The organism is Moorena sp. (assembly GCF_982860115.1).
Genome location: NZ_CEYLVT010000158.1, coordinates 17,040 through 17,428, shown reverse-complemented (window position 1 = coordinate 17,428; position 389 = coordinate 17,040).

Here is a 389-nt window from a genome sequence, read left to right as displayed (position 1 = left end):
CTCACAGGGGTAGGTTTTTTACATTAGGGTAAAACATGGGGCGACCCAGAGGGAGAGGAAAAGGAAAACAACGAAAAAATGATGATTTTTAACGACAAATTAAGTACATTGTCTTGATGCAATAGCGAGTGGGGGAAACCCCCGCAGGTCGGCGCTGCATCGCTTTCTTATGCCCCACACCCCACACCCGTTCCCCCTACACCCCACACCTGAGGTCAAAGTAAAAAACCTACCCTTATGAGGTGGGAGATGTGGGGAGATGGCGAGTCAGATCAGCGTTACAATTTCCGCGCGGGCAGGATGCCCACTCTACTCCTATTGATTAGATTGTCGGGCGGGCAGGATGCCCACTCTACTCCTATTGATTAGATTGTCGGGCGGGCAGGATG